The organism is Ruegeria sp. K11, assembly GCF_056531905.1.
On the sequence record NZ_JBQFMP010000007.1, the window covers coordinates 156,639 to 173,586 of the forward strand.

The window sequence follows — 16,948 nt, forward strand, 5'->3', positions numbered from 1 at the left end:
TCCAGAGTAATGGTGCGTTCGTAAAACGCACCTACTGTTTTGAAGCTTATCGCAGGCGCTGACCAGTCTCCGGGTCAAACATCATCGCTCGTTCAGGCCGGATCGTGATCCCGATCCGCGCGCCTTGCCTGCTGCGCTCGTCCTCGCGTTCTTCAACGATGAGCTTGTCGCCATTCGACGTCAGCAAATACGAATAGCTGACACCGCCAAGTGCCTCGGTCAGATCGACCGTGCAGGTGTCGCCGGTCCGATCCACACCGATATGTTCGGGGCGAATTCCGAGTGTAACCCGGCCCATCCCGTCCGGGACAGAGGCCGTCACCGGCAGGGGTTGAGTGATCGCAGGGTGGATCACCTGACCGTCAACCACATCGCAATCCAGAAAATTCATCGCTGGCGAGCCTATGAAACCGGCAACAAACCGATTGTCCGGGTCGCGGTACAGATCCATCGGCGCGCCGACCTGTTCGATCCGGCCATCGCGCAGGACAACGATCTTGTCCGCCATGGTCATCGCTTCGACCTGATCATGGGTCACGTAGATCATCGTCGCGCCGATCTCATTGTGCAGGCGCGCAATCTCAACCCGCATCTCGACCCGCAGTTCGGCATCGAGGTTCGACAGCGGCTCGTCAAACAGAAATACCTCAGGGCCACGCACGATGGCGCGCCCGATGGCAACCCGCTGGCGCTGACCCCCGGATAAAGCTTTGGGCTTGCGCTTCAGATACTGGTCCAGCTTCAGGATGTTCGACGCTTCCTGAACCTTGGTGTCGATCTCGGCCTTGGGCACGCCGTTCATGCGCAGGCCAAATCCCATATTCTCGGCCACTGTCATATGCGGATAGAGGGCATAGGTCTGGAACACCATCGCCACACCGCGTTTGGCCGGGTCCATATGGGTCACATCGCGCTGGCCGATATGGATTTCCCCTTCCGAGGTCTCCTCCAGCCCTGCGATCATCCGCAGCAGCGTGGACTTGCCGCAGCCCGAAGGCCCCACGAACACGCAGAATTCGCCATCTTCGATCTGCAGATCAATTCCGTGAATGACCTGCGTCTGGCCATATCGTTTGATTGCGCTGTTGAGTGTCACGCCGGTCATTATGCTTGCATCCTGTTTTTCTGGCTCTCGGGGAACCGCCATGCCTGTGCTTCGGTTCCGATCTGTTCGGCAGATTGCCGAACCCGTGGAACCCATTCCTTGAGTTGATCAAAACCCATCCGTTCGGTCGAACCTGTCACCGAGATCGCTCCCAGGGGGCGACCTGTGGATGACAGGACCGGACAGGCGATGCAGATGATGCCGGGCTCATGCTCTTCATCATCTACCGCATAGCCGCGGTCACGGATCACATCCAGATCCGCGCGCAGCGCCTCTTCCGAGGCGAGTGTCTTTTCGGTGAACCGGTGAAAGCTCTGCAATGAAATCGCCTTGTCCAGACGATCCTGGTCCAGAAAGGCCAACATGGCCTTGCCAACACCTGTACAATACGCGGGGCCGACCTTGCCGGCCTCGGAATACATTTCAACCGGGTTTTTCGCATTGCGCTTGTCGACATACAGAACCTGGCTGGAATCCAGCTGCGCCAGATGCACGGTCTCGCCCGTTTCAAGGCTGAGCCGGTCCAGAATAGGGCGCGCAATCGGCGCGAGCGAACTTTGCGTCCACGCAGAATGTGCTAGCCGCACCAGACGCAGCCCCGGTGAATAGGTCTGACGGTCGGGATCGTAGTGCAACATGCCCTGATTGGTCAGGGTCTGTAGAAACCGGTAAAGCGATGCCTTTGGAAAGCTGCTGCTTTCCAGCAGTTCCGCAAAACGCACCGGGCGACCAAACGAGGCCACCTGGTCCAGCACGTCACATGCCTTGCCGATTGTTCCGTCACCTGCCACGGGTACCTGTCCTCCTCCTGCTGACCGTCTCACTCCTCCACGAGGGTCTTGACAACGGTAACCGATTCGATGTGTAGTTTTCAATATGTAAAACAATGTTTCATTATTTGGAACCATAAATGGAAGCTAAGGGAGGAAACCATGCATTCCATCTTCAAGCGCACAACGGCCGCGCTGGCCATGAGCGTTGCACTTGCTGCTCCGGCAGCAGCTGAACTCAGCGGCGAGCTGCGGATTTTCCTGGATACATCCAACCCGGCGCCGCGCGCGACGATGGAAGCGATGATCGAACGGTTCGCCGCTCAGCACCCCGATCTGGAAATCGAAACCACCGTGATCGACCGCGAGGCGTACAAGACCCAGATCCGCAACTTCCTGACTGCGGATACGCCGGACGTTGCCACATGGTATGCCGCCAACCGCATGAAGCCTTATGTCGACGCTGGCCTGTTCGAAGACGTCTCTGACCTGTGGGCCGAAGCCGAAATTGGCGACAATCTGGCCTCGACCAAAGGCGCGATGACCATCGATGGCAAGCAGTGGGGCGTGCCCTATACCTACTATCAGTGGGGCGTCTACTACCGCAAAGACATCTTTGACGAGCTGGGCCTGACCGAGCCGACCACATGGGAAGAAGAGCTGGCCAACTGCCAGAAGATCGTGGATTCGGGCCGCGCCTGCTATACCATCGGCACCAAGTTCCTGTGGACCGCAGGCGGCTGGTTCGACTATCTGAACATGCGCACCAACGGGTTCGACTTCCACCAGCAACTGGCCAATGGCGAGGTGAGCTGGGAAGACGACCGCGTCAAGCAGACCTTCGCCAACTGGAAACAGCTGGTCGATATGGGTGCCTTCATCGACAACCACCAGACCTATAGCTGGCAAGAGGCCCTGCCCTTCATGGTCAATGGCGAAGCCGCCGCTTACCTGATGGGCAACTTTGCCGTGGCCCCCCTGCGCGAAGCCGGTCTGAGCGATGATCAGCTGGACTTCTACCAGTTCGTGGCGATCAACCCCGACGTTGAACTGGCCGAAGACGCACCCACCGACACGTTCCACATCCCGTCGAACGCCTCGAACAAGGAAGCCGCGCGCGAGTTCCTGCGCTTTGTTGTGTCCCCGGACGAACAGACCGAGATCAACAATGGCAAAAACCTCGGCCAGCTTCCGGTCAACGCACAGTCGGCCGTGGATGACGACAAGTTCCTGAACCAGGGCTTCGAGATGCTGTCCTCAAACAGCCCCGGCGGCGTCGCCCAGTTCTGGGATCGCGACGCACCGGCTGAAATGGCCAAAGTATCGATGGAAGGCTTCCAGGAATTCATGGTCAAGCCGGACAATGCAGACCGCATCCTCGCCAAGCTGGAACGCGCCCGTCAGCGCATCTACGACAACTGATCAGGTCAGACCGGGCCAATGCCCGGTCTGTACCAAAACCTGCGTAAGGCGGGTCCTAACCCGCCTTACTCCTTTGACCTAATCCGAGTGTCCCCATGACCATTGCCATCGAAGCTCCTGAGCAGGAAAGCTGGTTCCACCGCAACCAGCAGCGCATCGCCCCGTGGCTGTTTCTGGCCCCCGGCCTGCTGTTCTTTATGGTTTATGTCATCATCCCGGTTTTTCAGTCCTTCAACCTGTCGCTATACGAATGGGACGGGCTGGGTGCTGCGGAATATGTGGGCCTCCGCAATTATGAAGACCTCTATTGGGAATGGGTCGATCGGGATGCCTTCTATATCTCGCTCAAAAACAACCTGATCTGGTTGATCCTGTATCTCGCAGCGATCCCGGCGGGGTTGTTTATTGCCCTGTTCCTGAACCAGACCGTCTGGGGCATCCGTCTCTATAAATCGCTGTTTTTCTTTCCCTTCGTCATCTCTCAGGTCGTTGTAGGACTTGTCTTCACATGGTTCTATGACCCCACTTTCGGCCTGCTGAACGAATTCCTGGGCTTTTTCGGCTTGGGCCCGCTGAACGTGCTGGGGGATGAGCGTTTCGTCACCTACGGCATCATCTTCGCAGGCCTTTGGCCGCAAACCGCCTATTGCATGATCCTCTATCTGACCGGCCTGAACGCTGTGGACCCCGAACAGATCGAAGCCGGACGTCTGGACGGCGCAAAAGGCGCGCGGATGCTGTGGCACATCATCCTGCCGCAACTGCGCCCTGCCACCTTCATCGCCTTCGTCGTGACCATCATCGGCGCGCTGCGATCCTTTGACCTGATTTCGATTATGACCCAAGGCGGGCCGTTTGGGTCGTCCCGCGTGCTGGCCTATTACATGTTCGAAGTCGCGCTGTCCGAGTATGGCTTCCGCATGGGCTACGGCGCCGCCATTGCCGTGATCCTGTTCCTCATCATGCTGTGCTTCATCGCCTATTTCCTGTGGTCGATGTATCGCGAAGAAAAGGGGCACTGAGATGTTTCCCAAACCCATCGAAAAACAACCCCGCGCGGCGCAGATCACCTATCAGGCCATGCTGCCTCTGGCGCTGTTGCTGTGGCTTGGCCCATTGCTGGCAGTTGCCCTGTTCTCGGTCAAACCGGCGGCAGATTTCACCAATGCCAATTATTGGGGGCTGCCCTCCAGCTTTGAAGGGGCCTTCAACTACGGGCAGGTGTTCTTTAACTCGGACATGCCGCGATACCTGCTGAACTCGTTCATGATCACCGTCCCGACTGTGATCGGAGCCGTAGCGCTCAGCTGCATGACTGGCTTTGCGCTTGGGATCTACAAGTTCAAATCGAACCTATGGATCTTCTTCATGTTCGTGGCAGGCAACTTCGTCCCGTTCCAGATCCTCATGGTGCCAGTGCGCGACCTGACACTCGATCTTGGGCTTTACAACACCAAAACCGGCCTCGTGCTGTTCCACATTGCCTTCCAGACCGGCTTTTGCACCCTCTTCATGCGCAACTTCATCCGCGCCCTGCCCTTTGAATTGATCGAAGCCGCCCGGGTCGAAGGCATCAGCGAGGTCCGCATCTTCTGGTACGTGGTCCTGCCCCTGATGAAGCCTGCGATTGCGGCGCTCAGCGTGCTGATCTTCACCTTCATCTGGAACGACTATTTCTGGGCTGTCGTCCTGACCCAGGGTGCCGAGAGCCAGCCTGTTACAGCAGGGATCACCAGCTTTAACGCGCAATTCCGCGCCGCCTATCAATTGATGAGCGCCGGTTCCATCGTCGCGGCCCTGCCGCCGGTGGCCATGTTCTTTCTGATGCAGAAGCATTTTATCGCGGGCCTGACCCTCGGTGCAGTCAAATGACGTCAAACCAAAGGTTTGCAAAATGAATAAGATTACCTTCATCGGAGCGGGCTCCACGATTTTCATGCAGAATATCGTGGGCGACGCGTTACTGACCCCGGCGCTGGCCGACAGCCATTTTGCGCTGATGGATATCGACCCGAAACGCTTGGGTGAAAGTGAAGCCGTGGCGCGGGCCATGATCCGCTCAGTCGGAACAGGGGCCACGGTTTCAACCCACACTGACCGCCGCGCGGCATTGGACGGCGCGGATTTTGTCATCACCGCTTTTCAGGTGGGCGGCTACGAACCCTGCACCGTGACAGACTTTGAAATCCCCAAACAATATGGTCTGCGTCAGACCATTGCCGACACTTTGGGCATCGGCGGCATTATGCGGGGACTGCGGACTGTACCGGTTTTGTGGGGTGTGGCTCAGGACATGATGCAGCTTTGCCCGCATGCAACGCTGCTGCAATACGTCAACCCGATGGCCATCAACACATGGGCATTGGCGGATCGGTTCCCTGCCCTCAAACACGTGGGCCTGTGCCATTCCGTCCAGAACACGGTCGAGGAATTGGCCCATGATCTGGACCTGCCGCAGGACGAGTTCAGCTTCAAAGTCGCAGGCGTCAACCATGTCGCGTTCTTTCTGCGGTTGGAACACAATGGCCGCGATCTCTATCCCACGCTGCGTCAGGGATACGCCAGTGGCCAACTACCCAAGGCCCCGCTGCTGATGCCTCGCTGCCCCAACAAGGTCCGTTACGAGGTGATGGACCATCTGGGCTATTTCTGCACTGAAAGTTCCGAGCACCTGGCCGAATACGTGCCATGGTTCATCAAGGACGGCCGGCAGGACCTGATCGACCAGTTCTCGATCCCGCTGGACGAATACCCCACCCGCTGCATCGAACAAATCGCCGGCTGGAAAGAGCAAGCCAAGACCCTGACCGATGGCCGCGACATCGAAGTGATCCGCAGCCACGAATTCGCCGCCGATCTGATGAACGCTATCGTCACAGATACACCCTATACAGCCTATGGCAACCTGCCCAACACCGGCCAAATCCCGCAATTGCCGCTGGGAGCAGCGGTGGAAACCCCTTGCCTGGTGGATGCCAACGGCATTCAGCCTTCGGTGGTCACAGATATCCCGCCACAATTGATCGCGCTCATGCGCACGCAGATCAATGTGCAGGAACTGACGGTGCGCGCTCTGACGGAACAGAACCCCGATCATATCTACCACGCCGCCATGATGGATCCCCACACGGCGGCCGAGCTGGACCTGCGCCAGATCCGAAATCTGGTCAACGACCTCCTGACCGCCCATGCCGATTGGCTGCCCGACTGGTGCCGCCCGGCGCGGGCAGCCTGATCTTCACCTTTTCAAAAATACTCAAATCTGACCCTGCAACAAACACGCCGCAGCTATGAAACACCGCACAACACTGGCAGAATCAAAAAAACCGCGACGCAGGCGGACATCCAACACCGGGACGCTGAAATGACATCCACCGCCACTTTCCCAGACCTCGATCAGGCGTCTGTCTACATCACCGGCGGGGGGTCGGGTGTCGGCGCCGCCCTGACCGACGGGTTCCTTGCCCAAGGCGCTAATGTCGCCTTCATAGGGCGTTCAGACGCCAGCGCTTTTGTTGAAGAGATGCGCGCAAAACACGGACGCGCGCCCTTGTTTTTGCAAGGTGACATGACCGACACCGAATTGTTGCACGCCACAATGACCAAAGCTGCCCAAGCCCACGGGCCCTTCGATGTACTGGTCAATAATGCGGCCAACGATCAGCGGCATTCCTTGGAGGAAACCAGCCTCGAATTCTGGGACTGGATGATCGAGGTGAACCTGAAAGCCTATTACTTCGCCTGTCAGGAAGCAGCCCGTCAAATGCAGGACAAAGGCGGGTCCATCGTCAATTTCAGCTCGATCAGTTACATGATGGGCAATGCCGGTTACCCGATCTACACAACCTCGAACGCCGGGATCACCGGGATGACCCGTTCCTTGGCCCGAGAGCTGGGCCCGCATAATATCCGGGTCAATGCCCTGGCACCCGGTTGGGTTCTCACGCAAAAACAGCTTGATCAATGGGCCACACCGGAAGATCTGGCTGCGCATTTGGACCGCCAATGTCTGAAGGAACACCTGAAACCCGAAGATATGATCGCCCCCACATTGTTTCTGGCTTCGCAGGCCAGCCGCGCAATGACCGGTCAATGCATGGTTGTCGATGGCGGCGTTGTGGTGACGGGGTGACGCGATGAAAGCAGAATGGATCGCTGTTGATTGGGGGACGTCTCACCTGCGGGTCTGGGCTATGCAGGGCGGTGATGTTCGGGATCACGTACAATCTGACGAGGGTATGTCGCGGCTGGCAAAATCCGAATTTCAACCCGCGCTGATGGGCCTGATCGATGGCTGGCTGGGGGCTGAGCCTGTGGACGTATTGGCCTGCGGAATGGTTGGCGCGCGTCAGGGCTGGGTTGAGGCCCCCTATTCGACCGTGCCGACTGCTCCATTGCCTGACGCGCCAATTCGCGTGCCAAACACGGACCCGCGTATTCGCGCCTTTGTTGTACCGGGGTTGAAACAGATCATGCCACCCGATGTCATGCGCGGGGAAGAAACGCAAATTGCCGGTTTCCTGTCGCGCCGCCAGAACTGGGACGGGGTGATCTGCCTGCCCGGTACGCATACCAAGTGGGCACATATCAGCGCCAATGAGGTCGTCAGTTTTCGGACCTGCATGACCGGCGAGATGTTTGATCTACTGCGCGGTCAATCGGTGCTCAGACATTCGGTCAGCGATGGCTGGGACGCGACCGCTTTCGCCGAGGCCGTGGCCGATTCACTCTCAAAACCCGAACAGCTTGCGACCCGTCTGTTTGGCCTGCGCGCCGCAGACTTGCTGCATCAACAGGACGGCGGTACCGCGCGGGCGCGTCTGTCAGGGTATCTGATCGGAGCAGAGCTGGCCGCAACCCGTCCCTATTGGCTGGGACAACAACTGGCGATCATCGGTGCCAAAGACCTTTCGGATGTGTATGCCACTGCGCTGAAACAGCAAGGGGCCATGGTCGAGGTCGCAAATGATACGGAATCCACTCTGGCGGGTTTGTTGCACGCCCGAACCTTGACGAGGCAATCTGCATGAGCCGTCCTATTATCGCCATTCTGCGTGGCCTCACCCCCAATGAGGCGGCCGAGGTCGGCCACGCCGTGATTGAGGCAGGGATCGACCGGATCGAGGTGCCTTTGAACTCGCCGGACCCCCTCAAAAGCATCGGGATACTGGCAGAACGCTTTGGTCAGGACGCTCTGATCGGGGCGGGAACTGTCCTGACTGCGCAGCAGGTTGATCAGGTCGCGGGGGTTGGGGGGCAGCTAATTGTTTCGCCCAATTGCGACGTCGACGTAATCCAGCGCTCGGTCGCGCTGAACCTACAAAGCTGGCCGGGTGTCTATACTCCGACCGAGGCGTTTGCGGCGCTCAAGGCCGGAGCAACGGGGTTGAAGCTGTTTCCCGGAGTTATGGCGGGCCCGTCCGGTTTGGCCGCAATGCGCCCGGTATTGCCAAAAGGAACTCAGGTCTATGCGGTCGGTGGTGCGGGCGCCGAGAACTTCGACGACTGGATCAAGGCCGGCGCGGATGGGTTCGGCATCGGGTCTGCCCTGTTCAAACCGGGCATGACAATATCTGAAATCGCAGATCGGGCGCAACAGATCGTCTCGGCTTATGATACGGACGCCGCATGAGTGTAATCTTTGATGACAGGCCCTGCGATTTGGGAGAAGGTCCTTTGTGGCATCCCGCACGGCAGCAATTGTTCTGGTTCGATATCCTCGGCAAGCGTTTGATGACTCGGGAAAACGAAGAACAGAAAAGCTGGAACTTTTCAGAACATGTGTCAGCGGCAGGCTGGGTGGATCAGGAGACGCTCTTGATCGCCTCGGAAACCGGACTGTGGCGTTTTGATCTGCAGACCGGGCAGCAGGAACTGGTTGCCTCGTTGGAGGCTGACATGCCCAAGACCCGATCCAATGACGGGCGCGCGGACCCGTGGGGTGGGTTCTGGATCGGGACGATGGGAAAACGTGCCGAACACGGCGCGGGATCAATCTATCGGTTTTGGAAGGGTGAACTGAGACCGCTGTTTCGGGGCATCACGGTTTCGAACGCGATCTGTTTTACCCCTGATCGGACTTACGCCCATTATACGGATACCGCGACGCAGCAGGTGATGCGATGCGCGCTGGACCCGGAGACCGGTTGGCCCAAAGGGGACAGTGACGTTTTTCTGGATTTACGTGCCGAGGGGCTCAACCCCGATGGTGCGGTCGTGGATGCCGACGGCCAGCTTTGGGTTGCGCAATGGGGCGCGAGCCGCGTGGCCGTCTATGGTTCCGATGGGGCTTTGGTGAATGTCGTGGATGTTCCCGCCTTTCACACCTCTTGCCCCGCATTCGGCGGGCATGACTTGACAACGTTGTTCTGCACCACGGCCCGTCAGGGACTGGATGCGGAAACACTGACCACCCAACCTTCGAACGGTCTGACCTTTCTCGTGAAAAACGCTGGCAAGGGACAGGCAGAGCACAGAGTTATTCTATGAAACCCGAACTTGGTGTTTGCTATTACCCGGAACACTGGCCCGAGGACATGTGGTCGCAAGATGCGGCCCGCATGGTCGACACTGGGCTGTCCTGGGTCCGGATTGGCGAATTCGCATGGAGCCGGATCGAACCCAAGCCGGGTGAGCTGCACTTTGACTGGCTGGATCGCGCCATCGAAACGCTTGGAGCTGCCGGTCTGAAAATAGTGCTGGGCACCCCCACTGCAACGCCGCCCCGTTGGATGCTGGACAAACACCCGGACATGCTGGCCGTGGATGCGCAGGGGAACCCCCGCAAGTTCGGCTCTCGCCGACACTACTGCTTCAGCAATCAAGGTTATATTGAGGAATGCAGGCGCATCGCCCGGCTTTTGGGCGAACGCTATGGGCGCAACCCGCATGTTGCCGCGTGGCAGATCGACAATGAATACAGCTGCCACGACACAGCGCTTAGCTACAGTGATGCAGCACGGGTCGCCTTTCAAGGCTGGCTACAGGACAGGTATGGCAGCGTCACCGCGCTGAACGATGCCTGGGGAAACATCTTCTGGTCCATGGATTATGACCGTTTCGACCAGATCGATCTGCCCAATCTGACCGTGACCGAGCCCAACCCAGCGCATGTTCTGGCCTTTCGACGGTTCAGTTCGGATCAGGTGGTTGCGTTCAACAAGGCACAGGTCGAGGTGTTGCGCCCGCTGACCGATGCACCGCTGTCGCATAACTATATGGGCCGTACATTGGAATTTGATCATTTCTCGGTCGGCGCTGATCTGGAAATCGCCACATGGGACAGTTATCCCATCGGGTTCCTGTCGGACCGGCTTGAGGGCAGCGAGGCGCATAAGACCGCCTTTCTTCAGCAGGGCGATCCGGATTTGCAGGCCTTTCATCATGACCTCTACCGAGCGGTTGGTCGCGGTCGGTGGTGGGTGATGGAGCAACAGCCCGGACCCGTGAACTGGGCGCCCTACAACCCTGCCCCCCTGCCCGGAATGGTTCGTCTTTGGTCACTGGAAGCGATCGCTCATGGCGCCGAAGTCGTCAGCTACTTCCGCTGGCGTCAGGCTCCGTTCGCGCAAGAGCAGATGCATGCGGGATTGCTGACACCAGACAACCGGGATGCGCCGGGTCTGGCAGAGGCCAGGCAAACCGCGACCGAGCTTGAAGCGTTGGGAAAGCTGGACCCCTGTCAAGCGCGGGTTGCCATCGTGTTCGACTACGCCTCGGACTGGGCGTGGGCCACGCAACCACAGGGGGCTGGGTTCGACTATTTCAGATTGGTGTTTTCGGCCTATCGCGCCCTTCGGCGGGCCGGACTATCTGTCGATTTTGTATCCGCGACTGATCCCGCGCCGCACGCCTACAAGCTGGTTCTTGCGCCGGGTCTGGCAACACTGGATAACGCTGTTCAAGAACGGTTCAAGGACAGTGATCTGGTCATTTATGGACCGCGCGCCGGTGCCATTACGCAGGATTTCAGCATTCCCCGGCAAGGCCGCCCCGGACTGTCGCAGCTTGATTGCAGGGTGGATCTGATTGAAACCCTACCCCCCGGCACAAAACGCCCGGTTCTGGGCGGTGGGGCCGGTGTGCACTGGGTCGAACGCCTATCGGGCGCGGCTTTGGATTTGATGGTGTTCGACGATGGATCATCCGTCCTCAAGGGGGGCGAAAGCCTGTGGTATCTTGCCTGTTTCCCGGACGATACGCTTTGGGACAGAATAATCAAACAAGCGGCGGACCGCGTCGATCTGCAACTTCGTCCCATGCCAAAGGGTTTGCGGCGCAGAGAGACGGCAACCCACGAGGTTCTGATTAACTACAACGCCCATTCGGTGGTTTGGGAAGGAACATCTCTGAGCGCTTGTGATGTGGTCTTTTTAGACCGCAAGTTGGACTGAATTTCGTCTGCACACTCTGAATTCAAAAATTGATAACGCTAACATTTCCTGATAGGTGACGCATATTCTGGCCCACCGTCTGACAGGTCGCACGCATGGAATTCGCACACTCAAACTTTCACGATGGAGTCCTTTCTGAGCCCGTCACTGCCGTTGGAAGATGCGAAGCATATGATAATATTCGTTTTCTGGTACCGTGGATTGGTGGGGGATCATCTCTGGTGATACAACACGCGCTGATTTGGCGCGGCTTTCCCAACGACATACCAAAAACCTGAGCTTTACGTTTTGACCTCGACAGACATCAAAGCGGATTTAATTGCGCGGCTGGATTTGATACATGCTGCAGGGAACCGATCCGTTGCTACAAAGAGGCACACCTTGGAAAATCGCTCGGGCGAAGCCCTTGATGGTCTGCAATCTGCCCTTTCCTCTGACGAAGGGCCCGAGCCTTTGGCGCAGCCCTCGGGTGCGCCCCGCTCCGACTGGAACCTTGTTGCAGATATCGGCGGGACAAATACCCGGCTGGGCGTTGTCACAGACGGCATATTGACGGATTTGCGCAGACATCCAACTGGCAGCCTGGGGGATTTGCGCGCCGCTCTGCACGACTTGCGCGACGAGGTGGGCACGAACCCACGCGCGGTGGTCGCGGCGGGTGCGGGACCAGTGCGTGACGGCATAATCCATCTGACCAATGCACATCTTGAATTGTCCGAGGTGGAACTTGCCCAGGCGACAGGGGCCCAGCACACCTTCGTAATTAACGATTTTACGGCTGCCGCCTGGTCCGTGGCGGAAATCACCGGTTCGGACGTGCAGGTTCTGCAAGGCGATCCAACACCCCCGGCTGGCACAAGACTGGTGGTTGGGCCTGGCACCGGTTTGGGCGTCGGCGCGTTGGTGTTTTCCGAGGGGCACTACCATACGGTGTCCGGAGAAGGTGGGCATATGGGCCTGTCACCCCGACACCGCGACGAAGTCGATGTCTTTGACGCCGCCCGACGGATCGCGCCTGAATGTTTCTTTGGTGACAGCCTGGCGCTTGAGGCCGAGATGTTCCTGAGCGGAACAGGACTTCCCATTCTGTATCAGGCGGTCGGCCTGGCCGCAGGCGACCCGGTTGCAAGGACACATTCGGCCAAGGAAATTTTGCAGGCGGCGCGCGAGGGTACCGACGCCTGCGCGGTTCGGACCGCACAGATGTTCACCGAACATCTCGGGGCCATTATGGGAGACTTGGCGACAGCGCTGGTCCCGTCGGGTGGCGTCTTTTTGGTTGGCGGCGTTGCCGAGAAAAACCGTTGGCTGTTCGGGCAGTCGTTCCTGAATGCATTCAACGCCGGAGGGCGGTTCGAGGCGCTGCGGCAATCGATGAATCTTTACGTGTCCGAACAAAATGAATTTGGCATTGTTGGCGCTAACAATTTCTGCAAAAATGCACTCGCGCACTAAATCTGTTGCGCATATTCAGCGATGGAAGAGGGTATTGGGATGATCCTGTGTTGCGGCGAAGCCCTGATCGATATGATCGGCGCGCCAACAGTGTCTGGTGAACAGGGTTTTGTACCTCATTCCGGCGGTGCCATTTTTAACACCGCCATCGCACTGGGCCGTCTTGGCGCGCGGGCAGGAATGCTGACAGGGCTGTCCAGTGACATGTTTGGGCAACAACTGACTGCTACTCTGCAGATCAGCCATGTCGATACCAGCCATGTCATCACCTCGGACCGACCGACGACTTTGGCGTTTGTCCAATTGAAAGACGGGCACGCCACATACAGTTTTGTCGACGAGAACTCGGCAGCGCGAATGCTGCAACCCGACGACATGCCGGTTCAGCTGCCGGGGGTCACGACCCTGTACTTTGGCGGCATCAGTCTAGCCTGCGAGCCTTGCGCCGACGCTTATGCGGCCCTTTTGGAAAAACACGGGGCGCAGTGTGCCGTTATGATCGACCCGAATATCCGCCCCGGATTCATTCAGGATCAAACGCGCTATCGCACACGGCTGAACCAGATGATTGCGCAATCCGACATCGTCAAAGTATCGGACGAAGATCTTGACTGGATTATTCCGGGTCCGGAAGGCCATGGGGAGAAAGTGCCATTGCTGCTGGAGGCTGGCCCGGCAATTGTGATCGTAACGCGTGGGAGCCTCGGGGCGACAGGTTATCTGGCGGACGGCTCTGAAGTGTCTGTACCTGTGCCTTCGGTCGAGGTTGTGGATACCGTGGGTGCAGGAGACACATTCAACGCCGGTGTTCTCGCCGAGCTTGATCGTCTTGGGCATCTAAACAAATCGGATTTGCGCAGTCTGACGACGGAGGATCTGAAAGCCGCGCTGGAAAAGGGCGCAAAGGTGGCTGCTATCACCGTATCACGCGCTGGGGCAAACCCACCATGGGCGCAGGAAATCTGACAATCGGACAAGCTGATGAAACGTTCTGAAATCAACCAAATCAAGACCGAGGCGCAGGCCTTCATTCAATCCTTCGGTGCGGTTCTGCCTCCGTTTGCGGATTGGTCTGCCGAACAAATGCGCAGCTCTGAGGCAGACGGCATTCGTGCGCGCGGTCTGGGGTGGGACATTACGGATTATGGACAAGGCCGGTTCGACGATCTTGGTCTGTTTCTGTTTACCCTGCGCAATGGTGATGTGAATGACCTGAGCCAAGGACATGGAATGCTCTACGCGGAAAAGCTTTTGATTTCCCGTGACAAACAGTTGTCGCCAATGCACCGCCATATCCTGAAAGCCGAAGATATCATCAATCGGGGCGGAGGTGATCTGGTGATGGAGCTTTATGCCTCGGACCCGGAAGGCGGGATAGATCGGGAGACGCCGGTGACTGTACCGAGTGACGGATGCCCGGTCACTGTTCAACCCGGAGAGCTGATGCGCCTGAAACCCGGCCAAAGCGTCACCCTGATGCCTGGCGTCTGGCACGCATTTTGGGCCGAACGGGGGGATTGTCTGATCGGTGAAGTGTCGACCGTCAATGATGACCGGACCGATAATGTCTTTGAAGACCCCATTCCACGTTTTGCCACCATCGAGGAAGATACGACTCCTGACTTCCTTCTGGTAGCGGACTACTGAAAAACGTCTGACATGTAAAAACGGCCCGCTTAATTGCGCGGGCCGTTTTGTGTCACATCTATCGCAGCTTGGCCTAGCTGCGACCTTTCCATGGAACCAACCAGTTCTCGGCCTTGCGCATCAGGATGTCGATGCCATAGCCGATGACGCCGATCAGAACGATGCCCATGATCACGATATCGGTCAGTTGGAATTTTGACGCAGCGATAATCATCATCCCTGCCCCTTTTTGCGCCGCAACCAGCTCAGCCGCGACAACCGTTCCCCAGCACACCCCCATGGCCACGCGGGCACCGGTGAAAATCTCGGGCAGCGAATTCGGCACGATCACATAGCGCATGATCTGCCATTTTGATGCTCCCAAAGAATAGGCCGCGTGAATCTTCGAGATATTCACACCAGATACGCCCGCCCGCGCCGCAATGGTCATGATCCAAAGCGCAGCGAGGAACAGCAGGACGATCTTGCCGGTTTCCCAAATACCAAACCAGATGATGACCAGCGGGATCAAAGCCAAGGGCGGTACGGGCCGCATGAACTCGACGATCGGATCGAACCAACCCCGGAACCAGCCTGACAGACCCATGGCATAGCCTAACGGGATACCAACCAATGCACCGGCGACAAACCCTGCGATGACACGCAGCAAAGACCATCCCAGATGCTGCCACAGCGAGAAGTTTTGGTAACCTTCGCTGGCGATCTCGAAGAATCTGGCCACAACGGTTTCCGGCGCGGGCAGCCAGATCGGGTTCATTTGCAGCCCCTGATTGGGCGTAAAGCTGATGGCCCCCTTGTCGGTCAGAACAACGCTGCCGTCTCCGGTATCGACCTGAACACCCGGGCCAATAGATGTCCCGTTGATGGCTATGATTTTAGCCCCGTCTTTGCGCGTCGTATCGTCGTTTTTGTCAAACAGGATTGTTGAGGACCGACCCGCCGCGGCGGAGTAAGCATCGTCTTTTGCGAAGCCGCTTCCGGGATCCACTTCGAAGGAGTCCGCCTGCTCGCCAAAGGCCGGCACCCGCACAAAAATGGTTGCATCATCTGTGCTGCCGTCTGCGTTTTCGAGTGTGTAGGTAAATTCGGTATCGCCGACAAACGGACCGGGCACGTGAATCGGGATAAGCTTGGATCCCGTAAACGCTGCCCAGATCACGAAAATCACCAGCACTGAAATGATCGAGGCGGCACGGTCGGCCCGCACTGCGCTTTCATCGCCAAATGTCACCGTTTTCAGACTGGTGAAATCATGGCGGGCTGTCAGTCCACGCCGCAGAAGGTACACGATAAAGAACGCGCCGCCGAACAGACCGATATAGAACAGAAGAACAATCATGCGACCTGCTCCGTCCGGCCCATGATTTCCTCTTCCATCTCCCAGATCATCGACAGGATTTCATCCCGTTTTTCTGCAAACCCTTCAGATTTCTTGACATCGCGCAGATCAGCATTCACCCCACGCTCGGCAAAAGGCAAATTGTATTCACGGTGAATGCGACCGGGCCGAGGTGCCATGACGATCAGGCGCTCGCCCAGCAAAAGAGCCTCTTCGACCGAGTGGGTGATCAGGATGATCGTCTTGCCAGTCTCTTTCCAAAGCTTCAGGACCAGCCCCTGCATCTTTTCCCGCGTCAGCGCGTCCAGCGCACCCAGCGGTTCGTCCATCAGGATCACGTCCGGCTCATTGGCCAGACACCGCGCCAGCGCGACGCGCTGCTGCATGCCGCCCGACAGTTCGTATACCGCTTTGTCCTTGAAATCCTGCAGGCCCACGACCTCGAGCAAATGATCAGAGATCTTGTCCCGCTCGGCCTTGGGCATGCCTTTCATGCGCGGCCCGAATTCGACATTCTCACGCACATTCATCCATTCGAACAAAGCGCCCTTCTGAAACACCATTCCGCGTTCCGCATCAGGGCCTTTGACGATATGGCCGTTAAGCTCCACCCGCCCCGATGTGGGGGCCAGAAACCCAGCAAGGATGTTCAACAGAGTTGTCTTACCGCAGCCTGATGGGCCAAGGACGGACATCAGCTCGCCCTCTTTCAAACTGAGGGAAACGTCCTTGAGCGCCTGAACAGAGGAACCGTTCGGCAGGTCGAAGCGCATGGATAAATCGACAATGTCCAATTCGGGCATTCTGTTACCTTCCT

Annotated in this window: 16 protein-coding genes; 12 read left to right on the forward strand and 4 right to left on the reverse strand. The window is 57.9% G+C overall.

Annotated elements, in window-relative coordinates:
- Nucleotides 1-46: 46 nt before the first annotated feature.
- Both ACR0K4_RS13005 and ACR0K4_RS13010 read right to left on the reverse strand, forming a co-directional pair.
- Complete coding sequence (locus ACR0K4_RS13005; RefSeq protein ID WP_480518896.1) at nt 47-1,105, reverse strand: ABC transporter ATP-binding protein; 1,059 nt, start codon at nt 1,103-1,105, stop codon at nt 47-49.
- Nucleotides 1,105-1,896, reverse strand: coding sequence for an IclR family transcriptional regulator (locus ACR0K4_RS13010; RefSeq protein WP_480518897.1), 792 nt, complete (start codon nt 1,894-1,896; stop codon nt 1,105-1,107). The genes ACR0K4_RS13005 and ACR0K4_RS13010 overlap by 1 nt, the downstream gene beginning before the upstream one ends.
- A gap of 141 nt (nt 1,897-2,037) precedes the next feature.
- On the opposite strand from ACR0K4_RS13010, the gene ACR0K4_RS13015 reads away from it, so the two are divergent.
- The 12 genes from ACR0K4_RS13015 to ACR0K4_RS13070 all read left to right on the forward strand — a co-directional run bounded on the left by ACR0K4_RS13015 (nt 2,038) and on the right by ACR0K4_RS13070 (nt 14,792).
- Nucleotides 2,038-3,297: an ABC transporter substrate-binding protein gene (locus ACR0K4_RS13015; RefSeq protein WP_480518899.1), complete on the forward strand. Its 1,260-nt coding sequence runs from the start codon at nt 2,038-2,040 to the stop codon at nt 3,295-3,297.
- Nucleotides 3,298-3,392: 95 nt separating this feature from the next.
- Nucleotides 3,393-4,319 carry a carbohydrate ABC transporter permease gene (locus ACR0K4_RS13020; protein WP_480518901.1) on the forward strand — a complete coding sequence of 309 codons (927 nt, stop codon included), beginning with the start codon at nt 3,393-3,395 and terminating at the stop codon, nt 4,317-4,319.
- Nucleotide 4,320: 1 nt separating this feature from the next.
- Nucleotides 4,321-5,169 carry a carbohydrate ABC transporter permease gene (locus tag ACR0K4_RS13025; RefSeq protein ID WP_480518903.1) on the forward strand — a complete coding sequence of 283 codons (849 nt, stop codon included), beginning with the start codon at nt 4,321-4,323 and terminating at the stop codon, nt 5,167-5,169.
- Between the two features lie 22 nt (nt 5,170-5,191).
- A complete protein-coding gene (gene melA, locus ACR0K4_RS13030) occupies nt 5,192-6,532 on the forward strand; it encodes an alpha-galactosidase (RefSeq protein ID WP_480518905.1) in 1,341 nt (446 codons plus the stop codon).
- 129 nt (nt 6,533-6,661) lie between these two features.
- Nucleotides 6,662-7,429 carry an SDR family NAD(P)-dependent oxidoreductase gene (locus tag ACR0K4_RS13035; protein WP_480854317.1) on the forward strand — a complete coding sequence of 256 codons (768 nt, stop codon included), beginning with the start codon at nt 6,662-6,664 and terminating at the stop codon, nt 7,427-7,429.
- A gap of 4 nt (nt 7,430-7,433) precedes the next feature.
- On the forward strand, nt 7,434-8,327 hold the full coding sequence (locus tag ACR0K4_RS13040; RefSeq protein ID WP_480854318.1) for a 2-dehydro-3-deoxygalactonokinase: 894 nt from the start codon (nt 7,434-7,436) through the stop codon (nt 8,325-8,327).
- Nucleotides 8,324-8,929, forward strand: a complete 606-nt coding sequence (locus ACR0K4_RS13045; RefSeq protein WP_480854319.1) for a 2-dehydro-3-deoxy-6-phosphogalactonate aldolase — start codon at nt 8,324-8,326, stop codon at nt 8,927-8,929. The genes ACR0K4_RS13040 and ACR0K4_RS13045 overlap by 4 nt, the downstream gene beginning before the upstream one ends.
- The gene (locus ACR0K4_RS13050; protein ID WP_480854320.1) at nt 8,926-9,786 is read left to right on the forward strand and encodes an SMP-30/gluconolactonase/LRE family protein; all 861 of its coding nucleotides are present in this window, start codon (nt 8,926-8,928) and stop codon (nt 9,784-9,786) included. Before ACR0K4_RS13045 ends, ACR0K4_RS13050 begins: the two co-directional genes overlap by 4 nt.
- Nucleotides 9,783-11,690 (forward strand): beta-galactosidase, encoded by a 1,908-nt coding sequence (locus ACR0K4_RS13055; protein WP_480854321.1) that lies wholly within the window; start codon nt 9,783-9,785, stop codon nt 11,688-11,690. Before ACR0K4_RS13050 ends, ACR0K4_RS13055 begins: the two co-directional genes overlap by 4 nt.
- Before the next feature lie 381 nt (nt 11,691-12,071).
- On the forward strand, nt 12,072-13,145 hold the full coding sequence (locus ACR0K4_RS13060; protein ID WP_480518917.1) for a glucokinase: 1,074 nt from the start codon (nt 12,072-12,074) through the stop codon (nt 13,143-13,145).
- Between the two features lie 39 nt (nt 13,146-13,184).
- Nucleotides 13,185-14,111, forward strand: a complete 927-nt coding sequence (locus ACR0K4_RS13065) for a carbohydrate kinase family protein (protein WP_480518919.1) — start codon at nt 13,185-13,187, stop codon at nt 14,109-14,111.
- A gap of 15 nt (nt 14,112-14,126) precedes the next feature.
- A complete protein-coding gene (locus tag ACR0K4_RS13070) occupies nt 14,127-14,792 on the forward strand; it encodes a D-lyxose/D-mannose family sugar isomerase (RefSeq protein ID WP_480854322.1) in 666 nt (221 codons plus the stop codon).
- A 73-nt stretch (nt 14,793-14,865) separates the two neighbouring features.
- On the opposite strand, the gene ACR0K4_RS13075 is transcribed toward ACR0K4_RS13070, so the two are convergent.
- Together ACR0K4_RS13075 and ACR0K4_RS13080 are read right to left on the reverse strand one after the other, a co-directional pair.
- Nucleotides 14,866-16,131 carry an ABC transporter permease gene (locus tag ACR0K4_RS13075; RefSeq protein WP_480518923.1) on the reverse strand — a complete coding sequence of 422 codons (1,266 nt, stop codon included), beginning with the start codon at nt 16,129-16,131 and terminating at the stop codon, nt 14,866-14,868.
- A complete protein-coding gene (locus ACR0K4_RS13080; protein WP_480518925.1) occupies nt 16,128-16,934 on the reverse strand; it encodes a taurine ABC transporter ATP-binding protein in 807 nt (268 codons plus the stop codon). The genes ACR0K4_RS13075 and ACR0K4_RS13080 overlap by 4 nt, the downstream gene beginning before the upstream one ends.
- Between the last annotated feature and the right edge of the window lie 14 nt (nt 16,935-16,948).

Excerpts from the sequence above, each read along its gene's own strand:
- melA (WP_480518905.1), top strand. The coding sequence starts at position 5,192 with ATGAATAAGATTACCTTCATCGGAGCGGGCTCCACGATTTTCATGCAG.
- ACR0K4_RS13050 (WP_480854320.1), top strand. The coding sequence starts at position 8,926 with ATGAGTGTAATCTTTGATGACAGGCCCTGCGATTTGGGAGAAGGTCCT.
- ACR0K4_RS13080 (WP_480518925.1), bottom strand. The coding sequence starts at position 16,934 with ATGCCCGAATTGGACATTGTCGATTTATCCATGCGCTTCGACCTGCCG.
- ACR0K4_RS13015 (WP_480518899.1), top strand. The coding sequence starts at position 2,038 with ATGCATTCCATCTTCAAGCGCACAACGGCCGCGCTGGCCATGAGCGTT.
- ACR0K4_RS13045 (WP_480854319.1), top strand. The coding sequence starts at position 8,324 with ATGAGCCGTCCTATTATCGCCATTCTGCGTGGCCTCACCCCCAATGAG.
- ACR0K4_RS13025 (WP_480518903.1), top strand. The coding sequence starts at position 4,321 with ATGTTTCCCAAACCCATCGAAAAACAACCCCGCGCGGCGCAGATCACC.
- ACR0K4_RS13005 (WP_480518896.1), bottom strand. The coding sequence starts at position 1,105 with ATGACCGGCGTGACACTCAACAGCGCAATCAAACGATATGGCCAGACG.
- ACR0K4_RS13020 (WP_480518901.1), top strand. The coding sequence starts at position 3,393 with ATGACCATTGCCATCGAAGCTCCTGAGCAGGAAAGCTGGTTCCACCGC.
- ACR0K4_RS13065 (WP_480518919.1), top strand. The coding sequence starts at position 13,185 with ATGATCCTGTGTTGCGGCGAAGCCCTGATCGATATGATCGGCGCGCCA.
- ACR0K4_RS13040 (WP_480854318.1), top strand. The coding sequence starts at position 7,434 with ATGAAAGCAGAATGGATCGCTGTTGATTGGGGGACGTCTCACCTGCGG.
- ACR0K4_RS13075 (WP_480518923.1), bottom strand. The coding sequence starts at position 16,131 with ATGATTGTTCTTCTGTTCTATATCGGTCTGTTCGGCGGCGCGTTCTTT.
- ACR0K4_RS13070 (WP_480854322.1), top strand. The coding sequence starts at position 14,127 with ATGAAACGTTCTGAAATCAACCAAATCAAGACCGAGGCGCAGGCCTTC.
- ACR0K4_RS13035 (WP_480854317.1), top strand. The coding sequence starts at position 6,662 with ATGACATCCACCGCCACTTTCCCAGACCTCGATCAGGCGTCTGTCTAC.
- ACR0K4_RS13055 (WP_480854321.1), top strand. The coding sequence starts at position 9,783 with ATGAAACCCGAACTTGGTGTTTGCTATTACCCGGAACACTGGCCCGAG.